This is a genomic window from Pseudarthrobacter sp. 1G09 (assembly GCF_050038305.1).
GTDB classification, from domain to species: domain Bacteria; phylum Actinomycetota; class Actinomycetes; order Actinomycetales; family Micrococcaceae; genus Arthrobacter; species Arthrobacter equi.
This window is the reverse complement of the sequence record NZ_CP188306.1, coordinates 607,320-632,241: the sequence shown is the minus strand read 5'-3', so window position 1 is coordinate 632,241 and position 24,922 is coordinate 607,320. Positions and strand designations below refer to the sequence as shown.

At 67.1% G+C, this 24,922-nt stretch carries 25 protein-coding genes; 9 read left to right on the top strand and 16 right to left on the bottom strand.

Annotation, left to right across the window (positions count from 1 at the left end; genetic code table 11):
* Nucleotides 1–53 precede the first annotated feature (53 nt).
* A complete protein-coding gene (locus ACP3TD_RS02995) occupies nucleotides 54–914 on the bottom strand; it encodes a methyltransferase (protein ID WP_426765311.1) in 861 nt (286 codons plus the stop codon).
* Between the two features lie 232 nt (nucleotides 915–1,146).
* Between ACP3TD_RS02995 and ACP3TD_RS02990 the strand changes: the two genes are divergently transcribed.
* Nucleotides 1,147–2,223, top strand: a complete 1,077-nt coding sequence (locus ACP3TD_RS02990; RefSeq protein WP_426765310.1) for a lactonase family protein — start codon at nucleotides 1,147–1,149, stop codon at nucleotides 2,221–2,223.
* A 149-nt stretch (nucleotides 2,224–2,372) separates the two neighbouring features.
* Here ACP3TD_RS02990 and ACP3TD_RS02985 read toward each other — a convergent pair whose 3' ends face one another.
* Both ACP3TD_RS02985 and malQ read right to left on the bottom strand, forming a co-directional pair.
* Nucleotides 2,373–3,281, bottom strand: a complete 909-nt coding sequence (locus tag ACP3TD_RS02985; RefSeq protein ID WP_426765309.1) for an SDR family oxidoreductase — start codon at nucleotides 3,279–3,281, stop codon at nucleotides 2,373–2,375.
* A 20-nt stretch (nucleotides 3,282–3,301) separates the two neighbouring features.
* Nucleotides 3,302–5,494 carry a 4-alpha-glucanotransferase gene (gene malQ / locus ACP3TD_RS02980; protein WP_426765308.1) on the bottom strand — a complete coding sequence of 731 codons (2,193 nt, stop codon included), beginning with the start codon at nucleotides 5,492–5,494 and terminating at the stop codon, nucleotides 3,302–3,304.
* A gap of 359 nt (nucleotides 5,495–5,853) precedes the next feature.
* On the opposite strand from malQ, the gene ACP3TD_RS02975 reads away from it, so the two are divergent.
* The 3 genes from ACP3TD_RS02975 (at nucleotide 5,854) to ACP3TD_RS02965 (ending at nucleotide 8,010) form a co-directional block, all read left to right on the top strand.
* The gene (locus tag ACP3TD_RS02975; RefSeq protein ID WP_426765307.1) at nucleotides 5,854–6,900 is read left to right on the top strand and encodes an aldo/keto reductase; all 1,047 of its coding nucleotides are present in this window, start codon (nucleotides 5,854–5,856) and stop codon (nucleotides 6,898–6,900) included.
* A 177-nt stretch (nucleotides 6,901–7,077) separates the two neighbouring features.
* Nucleotides 7,078–7,644 (top strand): DUF488 family protein, encoded by a 567-nt coding sequence (locus ACP3TD_RS02970; protein ID WP_426765306.1) that lies wholly within the window; start codon nucleotides 7,078–7,080, stop codon nucleotides 7,642–7,644.
* A 66-nt stretch (nucleotides 7,645–7,710) separates the two neighbouring features.
* Nucleotides 7,711–8,010, top strand: coding sequence for a DUF3040 domain-containing protein (locus ACP3TD_RS02965; RefSeq protein ID WP_426765305.1), 300 nt, complete (start codon nucleotides 7,711–7,713; stop codon nucleotides 8,008–8,010).
* 69 nt (nucleotides 8,011–8,079) lie between these two features.
* Here the strand turns inward: ACP3TD_RS02965 and ACP3TD_RS02960 are convergent, their stop codons facing one another.
* From ACP3TD_RS02960 to ACP3TD_RS02910, 11 genes are all read right to left on the bottom strand, one after another.
* Entirely contained in the window at nucleotides 8,080–9,117 is a 1,038-nt protein-coding gene (locus ACP3TD_RS02960; protein WP_426765304.1) for a DMT family transporter, read from the bottom strand.
* 146 nt (nucleotides 9,118–9,263) lie between these two features.
* Complete coding sequence (locus ACP3TD_RS02955; RefSeq protein ID WP_426765303.1) at nucleotides 9,264–9,962, bottom strand: TetR/AcrR family transcriptional regulator; 699 nt, start codon at nucleotides 9,960–9,962, stop codon at nucleotides 9,264–9,266.
* A gap of 66 nt (nucleotides 9,963–10,028) precedes the next feature.
* A complete protein-coding gene (locus ACP3TD_RS02950) occupies nucleotides 10,029–10,643 on the bottom strand; it encodes a gluconokinase (RefSeq protein WP_426765302.1) in 615 nt (204 codons plus the stop codon).
* Nucleotides 10,640–11,746: an L-idonate 5-dehydrogenase gene (locus ACP3TD_RS02945; protein WP_426765301.1), complete on the bottom strand. Its 1,107-nt coding sequence runs from the start codon at nucleotides 11,744–11,746 to the stop codon at nucleotides 10,640–10,642. The genes ACP3TD_RS02950 and ACP3TD_RS02945 overlap by 4 nt, the downstream gene beginning before the upstream one ends.
* On the bottom strand, nucleotides 11,746–12,516 hold the full coding sequence (locus ACP3TD_RS02940) for an SDR family oxidoreductase (protein WP_426765300.1): 771 nt from the start codon (nucleotides 12,514–12,516) through the stop codon (nucleotides 11,746–11,748). The genes ACP3TD_RS02945 and ACP3TD_RS02940 overlap by 1 nt, the downstream gene beginning before the upstream one ends.
* Complete coding sequence (locus tag ACP3TD_RS02935) at nucleotides 12,513–13,484, bottom strand: 2-hydroxyacid dehydrogenase (protein WP_426765299.1); 972 nt, start codon at nucleotides 13,482–13,484, stop codon at nucleotides 12,513–12,515. Before ACP3TD_RS02935 ends, ACP3TD_RS02940 begins: the two co-directional genes overlap by 4 nt.
* A 73-nt stretch (nucleotides 13,485–13,557) precedes the next feature.
* Complete coding sequence (locus ACP3TD_RS02930; protein WP_045732117.1) at nucleotides 13,558–14,313, bottom strand: SDR family oxidoreductase; 756 nt, start codon at nucleotides 14,311–14,313, stop codon at nucleotides 13,558–13,560.
* A gap of 82 nt (nucleotides 14,314–14,395) precedes the next feature.
* Nucleotides 14,396–15,736: an MFS transporter gene (locus ACP3TD_RS02925; RefSeq protein WP_426765297.1), complete on the bottom strand. Its 1,341-nt coding sequence runs from the start codon at nucleotides 15,734–15,736 to the stop codon at nucleotides 14,396–14,398.
* A gap of 41 nt (nucleotides 15,737–15,777) precedes the next feature.
* On the bottom strand, nucleotides 15,778–16,791 hold the full coding sequence (locus ACP3TD_RS02920) for a biotin-dependent carboxyltransferase family protein (protein ID WP_426765296.1): 1,014 nt from the start codon (nucleotides 16,789–16,791) through the stop codon (nucleotides 15,778–15,780).
* Complete coding sequence (locus tag ACP3TD_RS02915; protein WP_426765295.1) at nucleotides 16,788–17,519, bottom strand: 5-oxoprolinase subunit B family protein; 732 nt, start codon at nucleotides 17,517–17,519, stop codon at nucleotides 16,788–16,790. The genes ACP3TD_RS02920 and ACP3TD_RS02915 overlap by 4 nt, the downstream gene beginning before the upstream one ends.
* A gap of 2 nt (nucleotides 17,520–17,521) precedes the next feature.
* Nucleotides 17,522–18,307, bottom strand: a complete 786-nt coding sequence (locus ACP3TD_RS02910; RefSeq protein WP_426765294.1) for a LamB/YcsF family protein — start codon at nucleotides 18,305–18,307, stop codon at nucleotides 17,522–17,524.
* 399 nt (nucleotides 18,308–18,706) lie between these two features.
* Here ACP3TD_RS02910 and ACP3TD_RS02905 point away from each other — a divergent pair, with 399 nt between their 5' ends.
* Both ACP3TD_RS02905 and ACP3TD_RS02900 read left to right on the top strand, forming a co-directional pair.
* Entirely contained in the window at nucleotides 18,707–19,660 is a 954-nt protein-coding gene (locus ACP3TD_RS02905) for a LysR substrate-binding domain-containing protein (RefSeq protein WP_426765293.1), read from the top strand.
* A 133-nt stretch (nucleotides 19,661–19,793) separates the two neighbouring features.
* Entirely contained in the window at nucleotides 19,794–20,036 is a 243-nt protein-coding gene (locus tag ACP3TD_RS02900; RefSeq protein WP_426765292.1) for a hypothetical protein, read from the top strand.
* A 62-nt stretch (nucleotides 20,037–20,098) separates the two neighbouring features.
* Here ACP3TD_RS02900 and ACP3TD_RS02895 read toward each other — a convergent pair whose 3' ends face one another.
* Nucleotides 20,099–20,794: a 4-carboxy-4-hydroxy-2-oxoadipate aldolase/oxaloacetate decarboxylase gene (locus ACP3TD_RS02895; protein WP_091717628.1), complete on the bottom strand. Its 696-nt coding sequence runs from the start codon at nucleotides 20,792–20,794 to the stop codon at nucleotides 20,099–20,101.
* Nucleotides 20,795–20,857: 63 nt separating this feature from the next.
* On the bottom strand, nucleotides 20,858–22,066 hold the full coding sequence (locus tag ACP3TD_RS02890) for an aspartate transaminase (RefSeq protein WP_426765291.1): 1,209 nt from the start codon (nucleotides 22,064–22,066) through the stop codon (nucleotides 20,858–20,860).
* 318 nt (nucleotides 22,067–22,384) lie between these two features.
* Here ACP3TD_RS02890 and ACP3TD_RS02885 point away from each other — a divergent pair, with 318 nt between their 5' ends.
* The 3 genes from ACP3TD_RS02885 to ACP3TD_RS02875 all read left to right on the top strand — a co-directional run bounded on the left by ACP3TD_RS02885 (nucleotide 22,385) and on the right by ACP3TD_RS02875 (nucleotide 24,849).
* A complete protein-coding gene (locus ACP3TD_RS02885) occupies nucleotides 22,385–22,945 on the top strand; it encodes a hypothetical protein (protein ID WP_426765290.1) in 561 nt (186 codons plus the stop codon).
* A gap of 166 nt (nucleotides 22,946–23,111) precedes the next feature.
* On the top strand, nucleotides 23,112–23,411 hold the full coding sequence (locus ACP3TD_RS02880; protein WP_056082606.1) for a DUF4193 domain-containing protein: 300 nt from the start codon (nucleotides 23,112–23,114) through the stop codon (nucleotides 23,409–23,411).
* A 142-nt stretch (nucleotides 23,412–23,553) separates the two neighbouring features.
* Nucleotides 23,554–24,849: a BNR-4 repeat-containing protein gene (locus ACP3TD_RS02875; RefSeq protein ID WP_426765289.1), complete on the top strand. Its 1,296-nt coding sequence runs from the start codon at nucleotides 23,554–23,556 to the stop codon at nucleotides 24,847–24,849.
* The last annotated feature ends 73 nt before the right edge of the window (nucleotides 24,850–24,922 follow it).

Genomic DNA, 24,922 nt, shown 5'->3' with positions numbered 1-24,922 from the left:
AGTTGGGCGGGCGGCCGCCAGGACATGAGGCCCCGCCGCCGCCGGAGGCGCCCCTAGTTATGGGCGCTCCCCACCACAACCGTTCCGTCGAGTTCCTCTGAATGAACCGTGGTCACAGCGAGCCCTTCGGCGGCCACGAGCGCGGCTGTGCCGTCGGCTTGCTGCTCGCTGGTTTCGATGAGCACGCAGGCGTGGGGCGCGAGCCAATCCTTGGCGCCTGCTGCCACACGGCGGTGGAAGTCGAGCCCGTCAGCGCCGCCGTCGAGGGAAATGTGCGGTTCGTGAACGCGTGCCTCGGGCGGCATGGTTTTGATGGCATCGGTGGGAACGTACGGTGCGTTGACGGCTAGGATGCAGACCCTGCCTCTAAGCCCGTGCGGGAGCGCATCGAACAGATCACCGGTGTGGACCTGGCCACCCATGGCCTTGAGATTGCTCCGCGCACACTCCACAGCCACTGGATCAATATCCGCCGCGTGCAGTTCTGCTCGTGGGAATCGTCGCGCAAGGGCCGCACCAACGGCTCCGGAACCGCAACATAAGTCCACCACCACACCATCGAAGAAAGCATTTCCCCGTGGGCCTTGGACCGCTGTGGCGATTCCGGACGGGGAAGCACCTGAAACGGCGCCGCGTGACATACCGCCCTCTGCTGATATCAGCTCAGCGGCAAGCCGAACCAACAGTTCGGTCCGGCGCCGCGGAACGAAAACACCGGGCCGGACCGCCATGCGGTGGCCATCGAACTCTGCCCAGCCCAGGATGTACTCCAGCGGAACACCTGCCACCCGGCGCCGCACGCAGTCTGTTAGCTCGGCGGGGTTGGGCGCCTGCTCGAGGAGAAGCACGGCTTCCTCCTCGGCAAACACGCAGCCGGCGGCCCGCAGAGCGTCGGCCACTCCGACGACCCCCATACCCAGCTGTCTCGGAGTTCCGGAGGACGGGACAGGATGCAACGTGCTCCCCTTCGGAATGAGTGCGGGCACTAGGGGTTGCCCGGCGCTGGGAGACCGGCCGGCGAGGGAGTGAAACCCGAGACAACGAGATCATCCACCGGATCACCCTCCATCTGCCTGGCTGGAAATTTCATCGTAATTGACGCCACGCCGCTGCGGCAGTGGCTGTGTTTATTGGCAGGATGGAGCCATGACATCTGCCTCCGGGACACCTGCCACAGAGGGCCAAGCTCCTCACACCGCCATCATCTGGACAGGCGCCTACACCCCGGACGGCGGCGGACGTGCGGAGGGCATCGGCGCCCTCCGGGCCAACGGGGACGGGAGCCTGGACTGGCTCGGCACGGCAGTGGAGGCCCAGTCGCCGTCGTTCGTTGCCGTCCATCCGACCCTTCCCGTGGTGTATGCGGTGGCCGAGCAGCGCAAAATGATTCAGGCCTACCGGCACGTCAGCGGCCACACGCTGGAACCGACCGGCACACCCTGGCCCGCAGGCGAGGCCACCTGCCACGTTGCAGTAGACCCGCAGGGCCGCTTCGTCACCGCAACCTGCTGGGGAGACGGCCAAGTCCTGCTTTATGAATTGGATGCCGACGGCGGGATCACGGATCGGTTCCCAGCCTCGCCGTCGGTTGATCCGCATTCGGCCCACTCGCCCGATGAACGCCGGCAGAGCAGGGCGCACACCAGCCTGATGCTGCACGACGGGCGGGTCATGACCACAGACCTGGGCCACGACACACTCCGAATCTGGACTTACAAAACCGGAACCGGGCTGGTGGCCGACCATGAGGTTGTCCTGCCGTTCGGCAGCGGCCCCCGGCATCTGGCACAGCACGCCGGCGGGAACGTGTTCGTCGTTTCCGAATACTCCATCGAGGTCTTTGTTGTCCGGCCGGACGCCGGCATCTTCAGGCTGGTGTTCCGCGGTCCCGCAACACTGGGAGGTGCCAAGGACGGCGACTCGGCCGCCGAAATCTGCCTCGGCCCCGAAGGCACCTTTGCCTACGCAGGTGTCCGCGGATCCAACCGGATCAGCGTGCTTGAGGTGGGCAGCGTTGGCAGTGAACTGCTGCCCGTTCACGACCTGGACAGCGGCGGAGACTGGCCCCGGCACCACCTGGTCCGTGGTCCCTGGCTCCACGTCGCCCACGAGCGCTCCGATAATGTGGCCACCTTCGCCCTGGACCCAGGGACAGGCCTTCCCGGACCGGTGGTCCATAACGTCGAAACTCCTTCGCCTACCGCCCTGGTACCAAACGGCTGACACGGCCGTGCGTTATCCAGGTGCGGAACGTGAAGCGGTCACCATCCGTAGCGGATGGCTCCCGCCTCGAAGCGGCACGACGGCGGCCAGGTCACCTTTCCGCGACGACCACTTCACCCACGTGATCACCGCCGGATAGCGGCGCTGCCTTACCTGTCGGCCGGATGGCCGAGGATGCCGAGCAGCCGCCGGATGGCATTCTCGGCCGTGGGCGGCGGGCCGAAGACGGCCCGCTGCCGGGTGGTGTTGGCGACGTAGCGGCCGGTCTGGAACCAGCCCATCATGGACGCCATGTCCGGCACCGTCGGGTTTACCCGTCCCAGCACCACTCCGGCCGTCTTCAGCACCCTCAAGGGCACTGAGCGGACCCCGATCTTCGATCCGCTGAGCCGGCCCATCATGTCCGCCACGTCCTTCATGCGGACCGGCCGGTCCCAGCCGATGTCGATCCGTTCCCCGTCGACCCCCGGAGCATCTACGGCATCTGCCAGGTAACCGGCAAGGTCAGGGGTGAGCACAAAGGTCAGCGGAACGTTGGGCGAACCGAACCACATGAGTTTGCGCTTGGTCACTGGGTCACCACCGAACCGCGTGACCTGGTCCAGGAAGGCGCCCGGCCGCAGCGCTACGAACGGTACCCCGAGCCCCTCGAGCTTGTCCTCCATGAGCTTCTTGTGCCAGAAGTGCGGCACCTGCGGGGTTTCGTCGCAGGTCAGGATGCTGGTGAGAACAAAGCGCCGGACGCCTGCCCGGGCGGCCGCTTCGGCCAGGTTGGCGTTGCCCGTGGTGTCGGTTGCGGGGCTGTCGCCCTGGCGGTGCTTTGTGTAGCCCGCAGCTGTGGTGATCACGGCGTCCGCCCCGGCCATGGCCTGGTCCAGTGACAGGGGGTCCATCATGTCGCCCCGGGCAATCTGCACGCCCCGGGATTCCAGCCCCGATGCATCCGACCCCGGCCGCACCAGGGCGCGGACTTCCTTGCCCCGGTCCAGCAGCGCAGTGACCACCTGTCCGCCGAGCATGCCGGTACCGCCGACCACCAGTACTGGTTCGCCGTTCATCGTGTTCTCCTCACCATTGACTAGCCGTGCAGGGCCTCCTCCACCGCCGCGAGCAGCGAGTTGAACCGCGCGTTGGCGGGGAGGTCATCAAGAAACACCGGCTTTCCGTCGGGGCCGGCCAGCGGCACCTGCCAATTGGGGTAGAGCTCCTCGGTGGTCCCTGGCTGGTTCTGCACCCGCCGCTCCCCCACCGCATCCACCAGCGCCACGCCCAGCAGCACGGACGGCGTCTGGCTGAGCAGCAGGTGCAGGGCCTCGATGGTCTGCTCCTCTGCGTCACCGCCGGTGCCGGCTCCGGGCAGGTAGCCGCGTTCGCGGAGCAGCGCGAACATCTTTTCCAAGGACGCGTTGTGCTGGGCTCGCTCTTCGGCCTCGGACCGTTCCAGCAGACCCAAGTGGCTGCGCAACGCCACGTGGTCCCCGGCGAGGTACCCGGCGGTGGGTGGAAGATCGTGCGTGTTGACGCTGGAAAGCGCCTGCGTACGGTACCTTTCGGGCGCAAGGGGGGAATCGCCGTCGTACTCAAACCAAAGAATGGACGTGCCCAGGATGCCGCGCGCGGCAAGGTAGTCCCGCACCCACGGTTCGAAGGTGCCCAGGTCCTCGCCGATCACCACGGCCCCTGCCCGGTGCGCTTCCAGGGCCAGGATGCCGATCAGTGCCTCATGGTCGTACGTCACGTAGGCGCCGTCGCCGGGGGCGTTGCCGCTGGGGATCCACCACAGCCGGAACAGTCCCAGGATGTGGTCCACCCGGATTCCGCCGGCATGCCGAAGCACGGTGGCCAGCATGTTCCGGAACGGCTGGTAGCCCGCTTCGGCCAGCCGGACCGGATGCCACGGCGGCTGGCCCCAGTCCTGGCCCTGCTGGTTGTACATGTCCGGCGGCGCACCAACACTGGTGGCGGGGGTGAGGACGCCCTTCAGCGTCCAGGCGTCCGCGCTGCTGTGGTCCACGCCGACTGCGAGGTCATGCACCACGCCCAGCCGCATCCCCGAACGCAGCGCTGCCTGCTGCGCGTTCTCCAGCTGCTCGTCGCAAATCCACTGCAGCCACCGGTGGAATCCAATCCGGTCCTCGAGCCTCCCCCGCAGCGCCTGCGCCTCCTGCGAATCCAGCGAGAACGCGGGGTCGGTCCACATGGGGTCGTCCGGCGCAGCGTCCTCGCGGATGGCTGACCAGAGGGCAAAGTCATCCAGGCCGCTGCCGGAAATGCGGCAGAACTCATCGAAGGCCGCCTGCCGGGACGGTGACCTACGCGTGTGGTACAGCAGTTCCAGGGCCTGCAGTTTCGCTGCGTAGACCGCGTCCCGGTCCAGCCGTTCGGCGTCCTTGTTGAGCTCTGCCACTTCCTCGCGCAGCTTCTCCAGCGCGGCGCGCTTGCGGGGGCGCAGGTAGGCAAGCTCCGGAATGGCCTCGATCCGGATATAGATCGGATTGAAGAACCGCCGGGTGGACGGCGAATACGGTGAGGGCTGCACAGGCGGAACCGGTTCTGCGGCGTGCAGGGGGTTGACGAGCACGTAATCGGCGCCGCGGGCTCCACTGAGTGCGGCGAGGTCGGCAAGGTCGGAGAAATCCCCGATTCCCCACGAACGCTTCGAACGCACGGAGTACAGCTGGGTGGCGAGCCCCCAGCCGCGCCGTTCCTCAAGGTCCCGGGCGGTATCCAGCCGGGCCGGCGTCACCACGAGGGTGGCGGTGGCGGTGACGCTCCCGGCCTCCGCGTGCAGCGTGTGCCAGCCGAGCGGAAGGTCCTGCGGCAGGGCGAACGTGGCCCGGCCCATTGCCACGCCGTCCACGTCCCGCGGCTGCACCCAAACGTCCTGCTGGGCCGCGTCCACGCTCCCGGCACCGCCTTCAAGGCTGATGCGGAGGCTCACCGGGGCGCCGTCGGGGATGTGGACCGGTACCTGGGCCGGCTCGCCCTGCTGGATGACGACGGCGGGAGGCAGCGTCTTGCGCCAGGGCGCCAGTTCCGCTTCGGCCAGCCCGGCCCGGATCTCCTCATCGGTATGGGCCGGCACGCCCAAAGCGCCCAGCACCTTCGTCAGAGTCTCCGGAGAAACTGCGTGCGGCAACCCGTCCCAGCCCTGGAAGGAAGTACCCACCCCATGGGCGTCCGCGAGCTGCTGCAGCAGGTGGGCATCCACGGCCGGTGGTTCCGCGGGCGCGTTCCGCCGTATTACGTGTTGCTGGTCTGATGCCGTCATGCGTGTCCGCCTCGTCTGGTGTGATGGGCCTGAACTTACGTGCTGCATGTTGCACCGGGCGTTTGCACCCCCGCGCACAACCGTTGATTCAGATTATTGCAGTGCTGCCGCGGGACGAAACTGCGGACCGGAACCGGCCTGCCCGCCACAAAACGTCACGCCCGCTTTCCTGCGTTACCTCCCGCGTCGAAAAGAGAAGGAACAAGGCGGGATTCCGCCGGGTGGAAGTGAATCTGTGTAGCCTCGTGACGACCGGCGGCACGCATCAATCACTCGACGACGCGCCGGCACCAGGCAGACAGCAACAGGTATTCAGCCGTATACGCAACTGGCACACAGCCAACAGGAGGGAACCGGGGATGAGCCTCAGCGAACTGAGGGTGTTCGGACGTTCGGGCACCCCAATCAGCCAACTCACCCTTGGCACCCTGAACTTCGGCGAAGGCGCCGGCGGTCCGCACGGGGCCCCCACCGGCGCGGACGAAAGCATCCGCATCATCCACGCAGCCCTTGACTCGGGCATCACCGCCATCGACACGGCGGACGTCTACTCCCAGGGCGAATCCGAGCAGGTGGTGGGGCGGGCCCTGCGCGGCCGGCGCGACGACGTTTTCCTGGCCACCAAGTTCCACGGCCAGATGAGCGCCAACCCGGCCCATTCCGGGAACTCCCGCCGCTGGATCACCCAAGCCGTGGAGGGCAGCCTCCGCAGGCTGCAGACGGACCGGATCGACCTCTACCAGGCGCACCGGCCGGACTACAACACCGATGTGCTGGAAACCATCACCACCCTCAACGACCTGATCCGGCAGGGCAAGATCCTGTATTACGGCACGTCGGTCTTCACACCGGCGCAACTGGTGGAGGCCCAGTGGCTGGCCAACACCAATCACCTCATCCCTCCGCTGGGCAACCAGGTGCCGTATTCCATGCTGGTCCGCGGGAATGAACGCGATGTGCTGCCCATCGCCCAGCAGTACGGCCTCGGTGTCCTGGCCTACGGTCCGCTGGCGGGCGGTTGGCTCTCCGGAAGCTTCACCTTCGAGGCAGGCAAGGCCCCCACCCGGGTGCACTCCCTCCCGGGCCGGTACGACATCTCAGGGCCCGCCAGCGAGCGCAAGCTCCTTGCCGCGGATGCGCTCGCCCGGCTGGCGGACAAGCTGGAACTTTCGCTGGTGGACCTGTCCATCGGGTTCGCCCTGACCCACCCGGCCATCAGCAGCGTGATCATCGGGCCCCGCAACGAGGAACATCTCCAGGCCTACCTCGGCGCGGCGGATGTCCGGCTGAGTGAGCCGGTCCTGGACGCCATCGACGACCTTGTGCCGCCGGGCACCAACTTCGTGGAGCGGGACGCGGGAGCCATCGTGCCGTCCATTGAGTTCGCGGAATTGCGCCGGCGGTAGGCGGCTTTCCGGTGTAGCGCCCGACTTAGCCTGAGGTGCGCCGACCACGCAGGCCGCGGTCCCGCCGTCGTGCGCTGCCTTAAAACGGTGCTGAGGCGTGCGCCTGGAACGCGTCCTCAGCCGTGAGCCAAACAGGTGCCCTAACTCCGCTTCGCGGGCCTGCCTATCATGGCTTGGATGAAGGCGCTTTTCACTGTTGGGCACGGGACGGCCGCGCAGGAGGACTTCACCGCGCTGCTGGCATCGGCGGGCGTGACCTCCCTGGTGGACGTGCGGATCGGCCCGGGCAGCCGCAAGCACCCGCAGTTCGGCAAGGACCTGATGTCCATGTGGCTGCCCGACGCGGGGATCAGCTACCGTTGGGAGCGGCGGCTGGGCGGATTCCGCAAGCTGCCCCCGGATTCCCCCGACACCGCCCTGCGCAACGACTCCTTCCGAGCCTACGCCGCCTATATGCGGTCGCCTGATTTTGGCGCCGCCGTCGGCGAGCTGCTGGCCGCTGCGCAGGACCAACAGACAGCGATCATGTGCAGCGAAACCGTGTGGTGGCGCTGCCACCGCCGCCTCATCGCCGATTACTGCCTCCTGCTTGCCGGCCGGCCTGTGGAACACCTGATGCCACCCGCCAAGCTGACGCCGCACGTGCCCACCCGCGGTGTCCGGGTCGGTACAGGGTCGCTGGTTTACGACGTCTCCGGCACGGAGTACCCCGGGATCGTAGTGGAGGGCATCGCGAACCCTTGACTCGATGGTGGAAGGCTCTTAGCGTCGTAAGCGATACCCGCGTCTCATGGAACCCAGGGGCATCCGATGCCAATGTCTGAAGAGGAGCGGAGGCTGCTCAAGGAGCTGGAGCTCGGACTGATCGCCGACGATCCCCATCTGGCCATGGAGCTGCTCTCCGGTTACCCGTCCCGCCGTATTCCGCCGGGCCTCCTGCCTGGCTCCTTCGTGTGCTTGCTCGCGTTTGCGATCATCGCCGCAGGCATTGGCAGCCAGGAGCTGGCCGCCGTGGTGGTGGGCGCTATGCTGCTGGTGCTGGGTGGCTGCCTCCTGCTGAACCGCCCCGCCACCGCGCGCGGTCCGCAGCGTGGCAGGGCTGCCGGGTGACGCACCCGGGGCCGGGCTACCGGCTGACGTCGTTGTGACGGGCAAACGGCTGCCGTTCTCGCTACAGGGTTACCGGCTGATGTCCTGGTGGCCGACGCGTGCGGGCTGAGTCCCTCCGGCCTCTGGCGCTGACGGCATGGTTTCCGCCGTGGCGGCAGGCAGCGGGGTGCGCTGGGTCCGCGGCGTCAGGATGAACAGGCTGCCCAGGACGACGGCGGCGCCAAGCCAGCCAAGTGCCGGGAGCCGCTCCCCCACTACCAGGACGGCCAGGACAGCTGCCACTACCGTTTCCAGCAGCGAGATGCTGGTGGCCGTGCTGGCCCGGACCCGCGCCAGGCCCCAGCCGAACAGGATGTAGCCGGCGAACATCGGGACCAACGCCATGTAGGCGCCCACCGAGAAGTTGGTCCAGGAGTCGAGCAGCGGTGCACCCGTGACGGCCAGGACCGGCATCAGCAGCAGCCCGCCCAGCCCGAAGATGCTGCCCATCGCAGCCCGGGATGGGATGCCACCGCCGATGAGCCGGTGCGCCGCCCACGAGTAGAGGGCATACGTGCCGCCGGCCAGCAGCCCCAGGAAGATTCCAGCAGTGGGACCCCAGGCCCCGGCGGCGTCCGTACCGGCTGCTGTACCGGCTGCTGTACCGGCGCCGGTCGCAGGACTGTGGCTTGCGAACGAGAGCAGCGCCGCTCCGCCCACCCCAAGGACCGCACCAATGATCCAGCGACGGGTCAGCGGCTTCCGGTCGGTGAACCGTTCGATCAGGGCCGCAGCAACGGGCGCCGATCCGATGGAAACCACAGTTCCCACGGCCACTCCGGACAGGTGCATGGAACTGTAGAACGCCAGCGGGTATACGGCCACCGCGGCCGCTCCAACTGCCACGAGCCGCCAGCGCCGCAGGATGCCGGACCGCTGCCGCCTGATGGCACGGGCCGCGAACAGCGCCTGGAGCAGGCCGCCCACCCCCATCGCCACGGCGCCGATGGCCAGCGGGCTCACCCCGGGTGCGAGCGTGGCGGCTGTCCCGGTGGTGCCCCACAGGATAGAAGCCGCGACGACGAACAGGGCACCCCAGAGCGGCGCGTTGCCGTACCCCGCATGCACAGCGACGCCTGAAGCGGGGCTGCCTGTCCCTGGGGAATCTGTCCCCGTACTTCCGGATGCGGGGCTCGCGGTGCCGTGGACCTCGGTTCCAGGGGTGTCATTCCCAGGGAATCCAAAGGCACCGTTGTTTGGCCGGTGGCTCTCCGTCACAGTCCTGCCAGCATCTGCTGGGCAATGCGTTTGGCGTCCCGGAGGCTGGCGTCGTCGCCTTCGAGGCCGGCCCTCGCCATCGCCCCCTCAAGGAGGAAGGAGAGGTGCTGCGCGAACCCGGAGGACCGTTCGGACGCGTCCGGTGAGGCCGCAGGCCCGGGACGACCGGCCAGATGGGCAGCCAGATGGGTGGCCAGCAGGTGTTCCACCTCTTCTTTATGCTGCCGCACCGCCAGCCTCCCGGGATGGCCGACGGGCAGTTCGGCCGCCGCATTCAGCAGGCCGCAGCCGCGGAAGCCGTGCTCGTAGGCGAAGTTGGCGTGGTCCAGGTAGGCGTCGAACACGGCGAGGACCCGTTCAGCGGTGGTGGCGGCGATTGCCACCCGGGCGCGGTACAGGTCCAGCCATTCCTCATGGCGGGCTTCGAGGTAGGCGGCCACCAGATCGGCCTTGGACGCAAAGTTGTTGTAGAGGCTTTTCTTCGCGACGCCGGCCTCGGTGGTGATGGTGTCGATCCCCGTGGCGCCCACGCCCTGCGCATAGAACAGCCGGGCGGCGGCTTCAAGCAGCAGTTGCCGGGCCGGCCGACGGGCGGGCAGGGTTGCGGCGGAAGCAAAAGCAGCAGCGGGCAGCGGTGCAGCGGACGAAGCAGTGGGCAGTGCGGCGGCGGATGGGGCTGATGCGTCGGCGGACATGGTGCTGCTCCTTGGGTAGGTAGACCAGTCTACCTACCCAAGGAACCGTGCACCAGACCCCATCAGCTATGCCGCGGCCGCGGCCGCCCGTGACCGCAGGTCCAGCACCACGGCGTCCACGAGAGCGCCGGGGTCCAGGGCGATATCGCCGATTATTTGCGCCTCATCGGGCTCCAAGGCTTGGAGGGTGGCCAACTGGGACTCGAGCAGCGTGCGGGGCATGAACTCGTGGGCCCGCGCGTCCATCCGCGCGGCGATGGTTGCCGCACTGCCGGAGAGGTGCACGAAAACGACGCCCGGCGCTGCAGCCCGCAGAAGGTCCCGGTAACTGCGCTTCAGCGCGGAACAGGCGACGATGGGCGCAACCGTCGTGCCGCCGTCGTAGTTTGCCGCGGTCCCCGCTCCCCGGCCTGAGGGTCCCGTCTCTGCAGGATCCCCTGCAACATCCCGCGCTGCCAGATCCTGCGCCGCCAGCAACTGGCCAATGCGCGCGAGCCAGGGCTCCCTGTCGGCGTCGGTGAGCGGGATGCCCGCGGCCATCTTCTCCTTGTTGGCGGCGGGGTGGTAATCGTCGCCGTCCAGGAAGGGAACGCCGAGGCGCCCGGCCAGCAGGGCGCCCACGGTCGACTTGCCGCACCCGGACACGCCCATCACCACCAGCGGCGGACCCTGCGTGGTCACTGCCCGCCTGCAGCCTGCGCGGAACCGCCGCCGTTGAAGCTCAGCAGGACCTTCCCGGAACTGGTGGAGTCCTTGGCAACCTCGAACGCGTGCAGGGCATCGGACAGCGGGAACTCATGGGTGATGACGGGTTCGATGTGCAGGCTGCCGTCGGCGAGCGCGGCGATGACCTCATCGATCTCGTCATTGAAGCGGAACGAGCCCTTCAAATCCAGTTCGCGGGTGATGGCCAGCGAGATGGGCAACGGCTGCATGCCGGTGGGCAGCAGCCCCACCATCACCACGGTGCCGCCGCGGACGGCGCCGCGGATGGCCGAGGCGAGGCCGTGGTGGTTGCCGGAGGACTCGATCACCACGTCCGCTTCGACAGCTTCAATGGCTGCCGTGTCCGCGGCGTTGATGACCTGGTCGGCACCGGCGGCGGTGGCGATCTCCAGCGGCTTGGGGTGCAGGTCCACCGCGGTGATGTGCGCGGCGCCGGCACGCTTGAGCACGGCGACGGCCAGCGCGCCGATGGGTCCGGAGCCGATCACCAGGGCCGTCTTGCCACTGACATCTCCGGCCCGGGACACGGCGTGCCAGGCGACGGACGCGGGTTCGATCAGGGCTGCCGTGCGAAGGTCGATACCCTCTGGCAGGGGCCGCAGCATCCGCACGGGAAGGTTGACGTAGCGGCTGAACGCGCCGTCCGTGTGCGGGTAGCGGGCCGCGCTGCCCAGGTAGGTGCAGCCGGGCGAGAGGTTGGGCCGGTCGGCCGGGTACTTCGCCGCGCCGGGTCCGGGGGTGGCGGGGTGGACGGCGACGGCGGTCCCCGCCTGCGGTCCCTCACCGTTGGCCGCGGCGCGGACCACCACGCCGGAGATCTCGTGGCCCAGGACCAGCGGGTCCTTCAGGATGGACTCCCCCGCGGCGCCGTGCAGCCAGTAGTGCAGGTCCGAGCCGCAGATGCCGCCGTACAGCACCTCTACCACGGCCTGGTCTTCGGCCGGATCGGCCAGCGGGACGTCATCGATGCGCAGGTCCCCGGCGGCGTGGGCCACCAGGGCCGGGCCGGAGGCGGGCAGCTTTTCAGTCGCAGTGTCCTGGAAAGTGTTCCCTGGCATCAGACCACCACCGTCATTCCACCGTCGATAAAGATTGTTTGGCCATTCACGAAGTCGGATCCGCTGGAGGCAAGCCAGACCACCGGTCCTGCGAGGTCCTGCGGGGTGCCCCAGCGGTGGGCCGGTGTGCGGCCCAGGATCCAGGAGTTGAACTGCTCATCGTCCACCAGGTTCTGCGTCATTTCCGTGTGGATGTACCCGGGGGCGATGCCGTTGATCTGCAGTCCGGAGGCGGCCCACTCAGCCGTCATGGCGCGGGTCAGGTTCCGCAGGCCGCCCTTTGCCGCCACGTACGGGGCGATGGTGGGGCGGGCCAGGTCTGTCTGGACCGAGCAGATGTTGACGATCTTGCCGCGGCCGCGCGGGATCATGTGCCGCGCCGCTTCCCGGCCCACCAGGAAGGCGCTGGTGAGGTCCGTGGAGATCACCCGTTCCCAGTCGGCCACATCCAGGTCCAGCATGGGGACGCGGTGCTGGATGCCGGCGTTGTTGACCAGGATGTCCAGCGGGCCGACGTTCTCCTCGATCCAGGCGATGCTGCGGGCGGCGGCGTCGCCGTCGGTGACGTCGAAGGCGATGCTGGTGATGCGTCCGGGCGGGAAGCCGGCGGCGAGCGCAGTTTCGGCTTCCTTGAGCCGCTCCGGGTTGACGCCGTTGAGCACCACTGTGGCGCCGGCGTCGGCCAGTGCGCGGGCCAGCGATGAGCCGATCCCCCGGCTGGAGCCGGTGACCAGGGCAACGCGGCCGGTCAGGTCGAACAGTGCGCTCATGCGGGCTGTCCCTGCTGGGAAGGGACCTGCTGGAAGGGGCCCTGCTGCACCAGGTTTGCCGGGGTATCTCCGGCGGCGAGTGCTTCGAGCTGGCGCTTCAGGAGCTTGAGGATCCTGGGCTCGAACGCGGAGGCGTTGCCGCCCACGTGCGGGGTGATGAGGGCATTGTCGGTGGACCACAGGGGGTGTCCCTTCGGCAGCGGCTCGGGGTCCACCACGTCCAGTGCACACTGCAGCCGGCCGGAAACAACTTCGGCGGTGAGCGCGTCGGTGTCGATGACGGGGCCGCGGCCCACGTTGACCACCAGGGCGCCGTCGGGCAGGGCAGCGAGGACCTGTGCGTTGACCAGTTGGTGGGTGTGGTCGTTCAGCGGGAGGACCGACACCAGAATGTCGTGGTCCCGGGCGAGAGTTTCCAGGTCAGTGGAGGAATGGACCTGGCCGTGCTCATCCGTGCGGGCCGTGCTGCCCACGCGCGTGACGGTGACCTCGAAGGGTTCGAGCCGGCGGGCCAGTTCCTGGCCGATGCCGCCGATTCCGAGCAGCAGGACGCGCCGGTCCGCCAGGGACTGGCGCCGCTGCGGTGCCCAGTTTTCGGTCTGCTGGTCGCGGACGGCCTGGTCGATGCCGCGCAGCTTGGCGAGGATGAGGCCTACCGCCAGTTCCGCTGTGGCAGCGGCGTGCACGCCCGAGGCGTTTGCCACTGCGGCGCCCGGCCCGGCTGCCTCGCGGACGCCGTCGAACCCGGTGGACTGGCTCTGCACGAACTTCAGGTCCTGCACCTTGTCCAGGTTCCCCAGGACGGCCCCGGCATTGATGTAGGGAAGGATGACGCCGTCAATGCTGCCGTGGGCCGCGTCGGGTTCGCCCTGCATGTCCCACACCACGCCCCTGAGTCCTTTGGGAAGCGGGGAAAGGTCAGCCAGGAGCTGGGGTTCGGGGAAACTGACGGTACGTATCAACTGCATCGGTGCGGCCTATCGGGTTGGCGGGCTGGATATTCGGCTGCCCGGTCCCGGGCAGTGCGGAGTGGCTGTTTCGTCAGTCCTCGCGGCGGTCAAAGGTGAGGCCGCCGGGAACCTGGAACGTGGGCATGAGTTCAAGCATGCCAACATTCACGTGGCGCGGGGTTTCGATGGCGTAATCAAGCGCATTAACAATGTCGTCCGTGGTCAGCGACTCGTAACCCTCGTAGTACGTCTTCCAGGCTTCTTCCATGGCTTCGGGGCTGCCGCCCATGTTCCGGCCGAAGATCTCGGTTTCCACCCGGCCGGGGCAGATTTCGGTGACCCGGATGCGCTTGCCTACGGTGTCGTTGCGGAGCTGGCGGGAAATCTGGTGCACGGCGGCCTTGGTGGCGTGGTAGACCGTGTGGCCGTAGAAATTGTAGGTGCCGGCGATCGAGCTGATGTTGACGATGTGGCCAAGGTCGCGCTCCACCATGCCCGGCAGGACCAGGCGGGTCAGCTGCAGCAGCCCGCGGAGGTTGACGTCCACCAGTTCATCGATGTCCTCTTCGGAGGAGTCCAGGATGTTGCCCGGGCGGGAGACGCCGGCGCAGTTGACCAGGACGTCCACGTTCAGGTCGCGGACGACGGCGGCCAGGGCGGCGGTGTCGGTCAGGTCCACCACGTGCGGGACTGCTCCCGTCCGGTCCGCCAGTTCAGCGAGGCGTTCTTCATTGCGGGCCACGGCGTGGACGGTGAGTCCGCGCTTGGTGAGGCGTTCGGTGATGGCGGCGCCCATGCCGGTAGAGGCTCCGGTGACGAGGGCGGTGGTGTAGTCAGAAAAAGACATGTGGTTCTCCAGGTGTGGGGAATGGGAGTGCTCCTGCGCCCGGCAGCGGGGCCGGACGCAGGAGCCTGTGGGTCAGGGGTGCTTACGCGTCCCGCAGCGGTTCGTGGGCACGGTCCTTGACGGTGCTGACCGCCGCGAGGGTGCCGAGTGCCGTGATGACGGCGTAGAAGGCGGGCATGTAGATGTTGTTGGTTTCCGCAATCAGCCAGGTCATCAGCAGCGGAGCGGTTCCGCCGAAGAGTGCCGAGGAGATGTTGTAGCCCACGCCGTAGGCGGAGTAGCGGACGCGGGTGGGGAACAGTTCCACGAGCAGGATGTGGATGACTGCCGTGTGGCCCGCGAAGACGACGGCCATGATGCAGGCGCCGAGGATGGCCAGGCCCATTTGGCCGGTGGCGATCAGGGCGTAGGACGGGATGCCCAGGACTGCCATGGCGATAGCCGAGCCGGCGATGACCTTCTTGCGGCCCAGGCGGTCGGACAGGGCGCCCATGAACGGGATGGCGATGCAGATGACCACCAGGCTGCAGGCGGTGACCAGCAGCGCCTCACCGATGGTGAAGTTCAACTGCTTGCCCTTGAGGAACGTGGGCATGTAGGAGAACAGGACGTAGTAGCCGGAACCGTTCATCAGCGGAATGAACAGCGCCAGGAGCATGGCGCGCCGGTGTACCGGGCTGGCCAGGGCTTCCTTGAGCGGGTTCTTGGAAAGGCCGCCTTCTTCCTTCAGCTTCTGGAAGTTGGGGGTGTCGCTGATGGCCTTGCGGATGTACCAGCCGATGATACCCATGGGGATGGCCACCAGGAACGGAATACGCCATGCGAAGGAACCGAAGCCGCCGCCTTCGATTGCTGCCTGGGTGAGCCACGGGGACATGGAGAAGGCAACCAGGGTGCCGGTCAGCAGTGCTGCGAAGGAGGCGATCTGGGCGTAGGAGGTGATCACGCCGCGCTTGCCTTCGGGGGCGTGCTCGGCGAGGAAGGTCATGGCGCCGGCAGCTTCGCCGCCCACGGAGAAGCCCTGGACCAGGCGGAGCAGGACCAGCAGGATGGGCGCGGCAATTCCGATGGCCGCATACGGCGGCAGCAGGCCGATGCCGGCGGTGGCAATGCTGATCAGCATGATGACGAAGACCAGCAGTTTCTGCCTGCCGATCCGGTCACCCAGGTAGCCGCAGACGACGGCGCCGAGGGGCCGGACGAAGAAGGACACCGCGTAGCCCGCGAAGACGAACAGCAAGGCGTTGTCCGGGTTGCCCGGGGCCAGGAAGACCAGGGCCAGGGTTCCGGCCATGAAGGCAAAAATGCCGTTGTCGTACAGCTCCACGAAGATGCCCACGCATCCGGCGGTGACAACCTTGCGTGTCTGCTTCGCAGTCAGACGGTCATTCTGCGGTGCTACCGCATTCGTTGATGTTGACATCTTGTTTTCCTTTGTGGGTTTGGGAAAAGCATTCACGGGATTCAGCTTCCTGACGCTGGGCTGAGTTCGTGCCAGCGCTCGCCGGCTCCGATGCCGAGGAGTCCGAAGACCGTTTGGATGGTGCTCCGCAGCCTGTCCAGTTCCAGGCAGGCTGCCCTGTGGGTGGCCGTTGCATCAGCAACGGTTGTCTTTCGAAAGGTGATGGTGTGTCCGGGCCTGGCCTGCGCCAGGGCGTCCAGGGAGCGGCTCGTGACCACTGCCAGGACCGGATATCCTGCCGTCACGCCGCGTCCCCGGTGCAGGACCAGCAGTTCCTCCCGGGACGGGACCTCTATGGCCCCCACCGGGACGCCGCGGGACAGTACTTCTGTGGTGAGCTGGCGTTCGGGCAGTGCGCCGCCGAGCCGGAGGCCGATGTGGTTGCTCCTGGGGCTGACGGTGTACTGCGAGGTGAAAAGCAGGTCTGCGGTGTTGCCGAATTCCGCCACGTCCGGACCATCGGTGACGTCGATGACCGGGTGGGTGGTGAAGTCCGGTTTGGTCAGGCCCAGCCGGAACAGGGGCAGTCCGTAATGCGGTTGGGTGATGGGGGCGGTGGCCTTTTGCGTGGCGAGTTGGGTTCCCTCAATGAGCTTGAGGCCAAAGCCCACCACAGTGTCCGGGGCGCAACTGCCCAGCAGGGTGGGCACCGTGAACGATCCGTGGACGGCGATGTAGGCCCGGAGCCCGGTACGGATTCCCCGCACTGCCACTGTTTCGCCGGCCCGGACCGAGACCGGCTCCCACTGCGGGCAGCCGCGGCCGCCCACGGTGAGGTCCAGCGGTGCGCCGGTGACGGCGATCAGCAGGTCCGTGGTGGCGCGCATCCGGAAATCCAGTGCGGTGAGTTCCAGCAGCGGTTCGTTGTCCGTGTTGCCGGCCAGGATGTTGGCGGCCTTGGCAGAGAATTGGTCCAGGGCGCCGTTGACCGGGAGGCCAAAGCCTGGGCCCTTGGTGCGGCCGAGGTCGGTGACCACGGAGTGTCCGGGCTGCAGGATGACGAGGGATCCGGTCATGGCCGCGCCTCCAGGAACTGCCCGGCGAAGCTGTCGAAGTCCGCGTCCGGAATGGCGTAGAAGCGCAGCTCGTCGCCCGGAACGTAGGGCACCAGCGGTTCCCGGGTGGCGTCGAGGACTGTCAGCGGCGTCTGGCCGATGACGCACCAGCCGCCGGGTGCCGCAGCCGGGGCGATCACTGCCTGGCGTCCGGCAACGGAGACTGCCCCTGCGGGGACGGAGAGCCGCGGGTCCTTGAGCCTCGGGACGGGGAACGGGAAGTCCGGTCCGTCCATCATGGGAGAGCCGGCGGGCGCTCCGAGGCAGCGGATGACGTAGGTCTTTTCGGTATGCCGGGCGATGACGTCCGCGGCGCCCAGGCCCTGCTGCGCTGCCACGCGGTCCAGGTCCGGTCCGTAGCTGCCGCCGTACACCACCGGCACTTCGAAGCGGCGGGGTTCGCGGACGGTGGCGCCGGTGAAGTCCAGCTGGCGCATGGCGAGGAGCACGAAGGCCCGGACCTGCCGCGCGGAGGTGAGGTAGGGATCGAATTCCACCAGTACGGAGTCGTAAGTGGGCACGGCGCCGTGGACGCCGTCGACCCCGGCCGTTGCCAGCCACCCTGCCAGGGAGTGGACGGTGGCCCAGTCGGCTTCGGCGTTGCCGGAGGTTGCCACCACCCGGAGGGCGGCATCACCCGACTCGTGGATTTCCAGTGCCGCGGGGGCGGCGATGGTTGGAGCCGGCATGGTCAGGAAACCTTCTGCTTCGCGGCGAGCACCTGCGCCAGCGGGGCCACGGTGACGCCCGCGGCGATCAGTTCGCTGCGGATCAGGCGGGCCAGTTCGACGGCGCCGGGGTTGTCCCCGTGCAGCAGGATGGTGTCTGCCTGGATGGCGAGGTCCCTGCCGGACGCCGTGGTGATCAGGCCTTCGCAGACCATGCGGACGGTCCGTTCGACAATAACTGCGGGGTCGTGGATGACGGCGCCGGGCTGGCTGCGGGGAACCAGGGTGCCGTCCTCCTGGTAGGCGCGGTCGGCGATGCCCACGATGGCAACCTGCAGGCCACGGTCAGCCGCGGCGGTGGCCAGTTCGCCGTCCTGGGCCAGCACGATCAGGCGGGGGTCCACACGGGCTGCGGCGTCGGCCACAGCCTCTGCGTAGTCGGCGCGGGTGGCTACGAGGTTGCCGAGGCGTCCGTGCGGTGCAAGGTGGGAGACGGATCCGCCGTGGTAGGCGGCGAAAGCGGTGAGGGCGCCGAGCTGGTACACGACGTCGTTGCGGACCTCGTCCGCGGTGAGGTCCATGGCCCGGCGGCCGAAGCCGCGGAGATCCGGGAAGCTCGGGTGGGCGCCAATGCCCACTTCCTTGCGGACGCATTCGGCAACGGTGGCGTTCATGATGTCCGGATCGCCTGCGTGGAATCCGCAGGCGATGTTGGCGCTGGAAACGATATCCAGGAGGGCCTTGTCGTCGCCGATCGAGTAGGCACCAAAACCTTCACCAAGATCCGCTACGAGATCAACTGTGGGCATTGCGGGCCTTCCTCTGCTGCATGTTTGGGGATGTAAAAAAGTGTGGCACCGGAGACTTGACTCACACAAAGACGTAATCGGTGTCACGGGATAGGGGACGGTTATGACCCCGCCTGCGGCGTTTTGGCCGACATGTTGAAATGTACTTATGGCGTGTTTCGGAAATGTAAAAAGAATGCGGCTAAATGATGCCTCTGCGGTTTATGCAAAACGCATATGCCGTCATCGGAAGCCGCTATGACCGGAGCGGGGATAGAATGTTCTGGTCATTGGGAAGTCATCTGCAATTAACCTATGCCTGAGGCCGGGATCACACAAAGACGTAATGCCTGTCCCGCCATAGCGCCAACGTATGACCCCCTGCAGCACTGTGCCGTCCCCGCCGGAAAGAGGAACGCTATGGACACCCGCAAGCTGGCGTACTTCGTGAAGATTGTCGACTCCGGCAGCATCACCAAGGCCGCCGCCGCCCTCCACGTCGCCCAGCCGGCCCTGAGCCAGCAGGTCTCCTCCCTGGAAACCGAATTGAAGCAGCGGCTCCTGATCCGGAGCAAGCAGGGTGTGGAGCCCACCGCCGCGGGCCACACCCTCTACCGACACTCGCAGACCATCCTGAGGCTGGTGGAGCAGGCGCGGCTGGATGTGGCAGCGTCCGGTGCTGCGCCGTCGGGCCGGGTTTCCATTGCCATCGCCCCCTACAGCATGGCGTCGAGCCTGACGCCGAGGATCATCAGCGAAGTGAACCGGCGCTACCCGGACATCGTGTTGCACCTGACCGAAATATATGGCGGTGTGCTGAGCGAAGCCATCAAGAACGGCCGGCTGGACATGGCCCTGATCTATGAGCCCGGGCCCATCCGTGGGGTGCAGTTCACCACCCTGATCGTTGAGGACCTGTACCTGATCGTCAACGCCGGCCGCGAGCTCCCGGTGGGGCCGGACGCGGACACCATCACCCTGGAAGAAGCCTCCACGCTGGGGCTCTTCCTCCCCGAGCAGATCCACACCCTGCGCCAGGTGGTGCAGGCCGGCATCGAGGGCAAGGGGCTCACGCTCCGGCTGGTGGGCGAGGTGGAATCCGTCCCCTCCCTCACCCGGCTGCTGCGCAGCGACCTGGGGGCCACCATCCTGCCGAAGTCGGCGGCAGACGCCCTGTTCCATGAGGAGGACTTCCGGGTCCTGCGGATCGTGGATCCGGCGCTGCAGTGCAAGATCGCCCTGTGCACGCCGGACCATGAGCCGCTGTCCGAGGCAGGGTCCGCCGTGCTGCTGGTCCTGAAGGAAATGCTGCAGGAAATGCTCCGCAGCAAATACCCGCCAATTTCCGCCGAAAAGCCTGCCGCTTCGAAATAGGCCATCATAAGGCGGCCTTATCAGGTCACGCTCCATTAGTCTTATCCATGGAATGGCGGGCGTTCTAGGATAAATGCCATAAGGGTTCGCCAACGGCGTTTACCCGGCACAAATGATTCCTTGGAGCCCAGCCATGAAAAAGATCACCAGCCTGCAATACCGGAAGTCCTCGGACCGAAGGATCCAGCTCAAGGCGGGCACCGGCTCGCATTGCCCCACCAACGGTTTCTGGCGGCCTGAGGACGGGCCGGCGTCGGACCCCGTTTTTGTCTTTGAGGGAAGCATGATGCCGCCGGGCAAGCGCGGCTCCACCATGTGGTACCTGGATGACACCCAGGTTGGCCCGCCGGCGCACCTCCTCCCCGGCATGAACTGACAGTTTCACCACAGCAAAAGGGCCCGGGGTTCCGAAAGGAACCCCGGGCCCTTCCGCTGTGGTTACAGTGCGGGTTCGAGTTCGGCGTCCTCCACCAGCAGGCCCTTGGCCTTGAGGACGTCCGTGAGCTTGCACAGCTCAATGGTGGTGCCGCCTTCCTTGTAGAGGCGGATGAGTTCGTCCTCGGCGTCAACGCGCGCCTGGGACAATGCGATGACTTCCTCGATCTCGTCCTTCCGGACCACCACCACTCCGTCGGCGTCACCCAGCAGGACGTCGCCGGGGTAGACGATTTCGTCGCCGAAGACCAGCGGGTGGTTGATGGGGCCGATGGTTTCCTTGACGGTGCCCTTGATGCAGACGCTGCCGGAGAACACCGGCAGGCCGAGCTCGATCAGGTCCTTGGTGTCGCGCACGCCGGAATCGGTGACCATGGCGGCTACGCCCTTGGCCTTCATGGCGTTGCCCAGCACGTCGCCAAAGGTTCCGGCTTCCTCGAATTCACCGGCCGCCACCAGCACAACGTCGCCCTTCCGGGCGTAGTGAATGGCCACCTGCAGCATGAGGTTGTCCCGCGGCGCACACACCACGGTGACGGCCGGGCCGCAGAAGGACATGCTGCGGTCGATCGGCTTAATCTTTGAGCTCAGCGCACCCTTGCGCCCCTGGGCTTCGTGGACCGTGGCGGAGGAGAACTTGGACAGGCGTTCGATGGCGTCCTCGGACGGCTTGTCGAACTTGGTCTTGACGTGGATCACGGGATGGCTCCTAAAGGGGCTGGAAAGGGAGGTGTTTCAGAGGGCGGATGCAGGTCATGGGGCTCAGAAGAGCGCCAGGACCGCTTTTTCGATGGCAGCGATGGATTCCTCGATCACGGGCAGTCCCGTGGCGTAGGAGATCCGGAAGTAGGGGCCCACGCCGTAGGCCGAGCCCTGGATGACGGCTACGGAGGCGGCGTCCAGCAGGTAGAGGGTGAAGTCCTCGTCGTTGGCGATCGGTTTCCCGTCCGGCGCGGTTTTGCCGATGACCCCGCCGCAGTTGACGTACGCGTAGAAGGCGCCTTCCGGCGTCGCGCATTTAAGGCCTTCGATAGCGTTGAGCCCGGCAACTGCCGCGTCCCGGCGTTCGCGGTACACGGCCACGCTTTCGCGGACGAAGGACTGGTCGCCAGTGAGTGCCGCGGCGGCGGCCGCCTGGCTGACGGACGACGGGCAGGAGGACATCTGGGACTGGAGCTTGTTGATGGCCGCTACCAGGGGCGCCGGTCCACCGGCGTAGCCGAGCCGCCAGCCGGTCATCGCGTAGGCCTTGGAGACACCGTTGGTGACCAGCACGCGGTCCTTGAGTTCCGGCGCCACGGCAACGAGGCTGGTGATCGGTTCCGAACCGAAGTGGATTTCGTCGTAGATCTCGTCGGTGAGGACGTGGACGGCGGGGTACGCCTTGAGGACCGCGGCCAGGCCGGCAAGTTCTGAACGGGAGTAGACAGCCCCGGTGGGGTTGGACGGCGTGTTGAGGATGACCCACTTGGTGCGGTCCGTGAGGGCGGCCGCCAGCACCTCCGGGGTCAGCTTGAAGCCGGTGTCCTCGGAGCAGGGGACGATCACCGGGGTGCCCTCATTGGCGAGCACCATATCCGGGTAGGACACCCAGTAGGGGGCGGGAATGACCACCTCGTCACCCGCATCCAGGGTGGCCATGAAGGCGGTGAAGATGACCTGTTTGCCGCCGCCGCCGATGGTGATCTCGCCGGCGGTGTACTGCTGACCGGTCTTGCGCTCGAGCGTCTGCAGGATGGCTTGCTGGAGTTCCGGCGTTCCGGTGACCGAGGTGTACTTCGTTTCGCCGCGGCCAATGGCGGCGATGGCGGCGTCCTTGATGTGCTGGGGGGTATCGAAATCCGGTTCACCCACCGTCAGGTCCAGGATCCGGCGGCCCTCGGCCTTGAGTTCCCGGACTCGGGCCGCTGCGGCCACACTGGGTGAGGATTTGATTCGGGTGACGCGTGACGCTGGCACGAATTCAGGCATGTTCTCTTCCGGGGCCTTCCACTGCGGACGGAGTGTGATTCATTCGAGCGTAGGGAACGAAGGTCCCGCTTGGATAAGACCTAAAGTGCGTGGACGGATAAGCGGCCCTTATGACACCGCACCCAGAAGAATCCGCTATAACACCACGCCAAATTGGTATTCCCCGCCCGGCGGCGAGGCCGCGTAGCGTGGCAGGCTGGACATCCTTCCCGCGCTCGGCGCCATGGCGCACGACGGCGGTGGCCGGCTTTTCCGCTGCCGCCCGGGAGTCCTCCGCCACTTTCGTCCCAGGAGCCTTTTGGCAGCAAGGAGCCGGCCGTGTCCGCCCATCATGCCTTCCGTCCAACGGCCGCTGCCGCGGCCGCGGCCACGCACTCCGGCGGCTCCCCGCGTGGTGCGTACCGGTACCGGGGAACACCACAGCCGGACCCTGCAGCCGCCAAGGTTGGCGAGATCCGGGACCTCCTGGAGGAGCAGCGGAGGATGATTTCCCTCCGGTCCAGCCGGCTGCGGGCCCTGTTCTCCGAGCTCAACGAACGTGTGGCACAGGCCGTCTGCGACGGCGTGAAGGTCACCACCATCGCGCAGGCTGCGGGCGTGCCGGTCACCGCGGTCCGCGGCATCGGGCTGGGCCGGGACGGGCTGTACCCCTCGGGCCTGCCTGCGGAGGACCAGCTGCGCACCATTGCCGGGATCGCGGACGAGGTGTCCGCCGTCGAAGCGGCGCGTGCCGCCGTCGAACGCCACCGCATCCAGGTGCTGGCGGACGCGAGGAAACAGCGCCTGCTGGACGATTACCAGCTCGCCTCCGCGAGCGGCCTGAAGCACGACGAAATCCGCAAGATGACCAGGGGCGTGAACACCCGGCCGGAGGGCTGACCGGCTGCGCCCGGAACCCGGGCCGGCCGGGAATATTGTGGCCCAGCCCCGGCGTTGTTGCCCTGTTCGGAAGAATCTGTCCAGAAGAATCAGTCGGGAACAATCCCGTCGGAAGAACCTGTCCAGGCGATTCCGGATTTCACCAGCCAGAGAGGAGAACGCATTAATGGCAGTTGACTACGACGCTCCACGGGTGACGCCGGAAGACGAACCGAACGTTGCCATCGAGGAGCTGAAGGCCGACAAGCCGGGACGCCGTGAGGCTGCTCCCGATGTGGACGAGACAGACCTTGCGGACAGCTTCGAGCTCCCCGGAGCCGATCTGTCCCACGAGGAACTGCAGGTCCAGGTGGTCCCGGTCCAGGCGGATGAGTTCACCTGCATGTCCTGCTTCCTGGTCCACCACCGCAGCCAGCTGGCGCGGGAAAAGGACGGAAAGAAGTACTGCAGGGAATGCGAGTCCTGAGCGGTCATGCGGAGGCGGCTGACGGCCGCTTCCGCCCGGACCGGTTGGCCCGCCAATAACGGAAAGCCCTTTCCAAGGCTCGCCGGTCCTGATTGAATGAAGCACGCCACCCTTTCTTCAATCACACAGAACGGCTTTCACAGTGCGCATCAATGACAACGGGGCATGGTGCTGGTTCCAGGACGAGCGCGCCCTCATCGATCCGGCCAACAACACCCTGCTGGTGGGTTCCGTCGCCGCTCCGGAAGGCCCCGGCGGTGCTGGGCGCGGCGGCAACATCGAGGTGGCAGTGCTTGACCCCGTCACTGGGCGCAGCCAGGTCCACGTTCTGCACGAACGGCTGGAATCCGATGACCACAATGCCCCGGCGCTGCTGATCCGGCCAGACGGCAGGTACGTGGCCATGTACGCCCGGCACAAGACGGACAACTACTCCCGCTGGCGCGTATCCGTCCGGCCGCATGACGCCTCCGAATGGGAGCCCGAGCAGGTATTCGACTGGACCGAACTGGCCGGCGGCCGCGGCGCCACCTACTCCAACCTGCACCGCCTGGACGCCGAGTCCCGCGTTTACAACTTTGTCCGCGCCATCAACGACGACCCCACCATGCTGGTGTCCGAAGACGACGGCAGCACCTGGCGCTACGGCGGCAAGCTGTTCACCCGCCCCAAGGTGGGCTACGTCAACGGCTACACCCGCTACTGGGGCAACGGAGTGGACCGGATCGACCTCATCACCACTGACCACCACCCCCGCGACTTCAACAACAGCATCTACCACGGCTTCCTCCGCGACGATGCGCTGCACGACGCCGAAGGCCGGGTGGTGAGCAAGCCGCTCCTGGGGTCCGCGGGCGTCAACCAGGACACCCTCACCACCGTTTTCCGGGCCGGCACCGAGATCGACGGCGACGTCCTCACCCACGCCTGGACGGCAGACCTGCGTGGCCGGGACAACCAGCTGGCGGCCATCATCAGCTGCCGGGCCAACGACGTCAACGGGCCGCTCCAGCGGGAGCAACGGCTCGACGTCGACGACCACCGGCTGCTGTACGCGCGCTTCGACGGAACCGAGTGGGCCCTGCACCCGCTGGCGGTGGCCGGTCCGGGCCTGCTCCCCCACGAGCAGGACTACACCGGACTGGGTGCCGTGGATCCCAACAACCTGGACCAGGTCTACATTTCCACCCCGGTCCACCCCGGCACCGGCGAAGCCACGGGCCACTACGAGATCTACCGGGGACGGACGGCCGACGGCGGCGCCAGCTGGAGCTGGCACGTGGTGACGGAAAACTCCGGCATGGATAACCTCCGCCCCATGGTGGTTCCAGGAGATCCGTCCGTTCACGCCGTCCTCTGGTTCCGCGGCAGCATGAGCTCGTCGCAGGCGTACAGGGCCGAAGTAGTGGGACAGGTGAGCAGCCCGGAAGAGACCTGACGGACGAACCCACAGCCGTCCCGCTGAACGATTCTGATCGAACCGCCCCAACACGTTGACCCGTCCACGGCAC